The sequence below is a fragment of the Acidisphaera sp. L21 genome (assembly GCF_009765685.1).
In the GTDB taxonomy this organism is placed as follows: Bacteria; Pseudomonadota; Alphaproteobacteria; order Acetobacterales; family Acetobacteraceae; genus LMUY01.
Genome location: NZ_LMUY01000120.1, coordinates 1 through 953, shown reverse-complemented (window position 1 = coordinate 953; position 953 = coordinate 1). Strand labels below are relative to the sequence as shown.

At 58.7% G+C, this 953-nt stretch carries 1 pseudogene; it reads right to left on the bottom strand.

Annotation, left to right across the window (positions count from 1 at the left end):
* Nucleotides 1–609 precede the first annotated feature (609 nt).
* A pseudogene (locus GSQ76_RS32085) lies at nucleotides 610–953 on the bottom strand (transposase); the annotation flags it as partial.

Sequence of the window (953 nt, the reverse complement as noted above, 5' to 3'; positions counted from 1 at the left end):
CCCCATTAAGCCCTAACCTCAAGAAAGTACATAACACCCTCTAGCTGAACCGCGTTGATCCATCTCGGCTCGTCTTCATCGACGAGATCTCGGTCAAGACGAACATGGCGCCCACCCGCGGCTGGAGCACTTGCGGCACCCCGCTACTGGCCAAGATACCGCATGAGAATGGAAGACGCTGACTTTCCTCGCCGGGCTCCGGCCCGACCGCATCGTTGCATCTTGTGTCATCGATGGACACATCAATGGGATATTCTTCACCGCCTGGGTTAGCCATTCCCTCGCCCTCACCCCTAAGCGCGGGGACATCGTCATCGCCTACAATCTCGGCAGCCTTAAAGCCAGCCGGCCCGCGCCGCACTCCGCAACGTGGGTGCAAAACTCATCATCTTGCCTGCTTATAGCCCCGACCTGCATCCAATCGAATGGCCTCTGCCAAACTCAAGACCTACTCCGCAAGGCCGTTTAGCATTCCAGCGAAGCGACATGGCGAAGGGTCGGTGACTTGCTCGGCAGATTTACCGCAGACGAATGCGCAGAATACCTTCGACACAGATCGTGCCCCATCGCGTGGTGTAACACGCGGTCCTCGGTTTAGTCCGAGGTGGTTCAGGCTCTCAGTGCTGACAGCTTGACCATAGGATCTTCGCTGACCGAACCGATGCTTTCAAGGCTCATATAGCGTCGGCCGACGGTCCACTAGTCGTTTTGTTCGAGCGTGAGCGCGCCCACCAGGCGGAGGACGGCGCGGTCGTTTGGAAAGATGCCGACCACGTCGGACCGTCGCTTGATTTCGCCATTGAGGCGTTCGAGGGGGTTGGTGCTGGCGATCTGCGGCCAGCGCCCCTTGGGAAACGCGGTATAGGCGAGACATCATCACGTGCCTCGTCCATCAGGCCGGCTGGTTTTGAATTCGCTCACGTAACGCATCGGCGATGACCTTCCATTGTGCC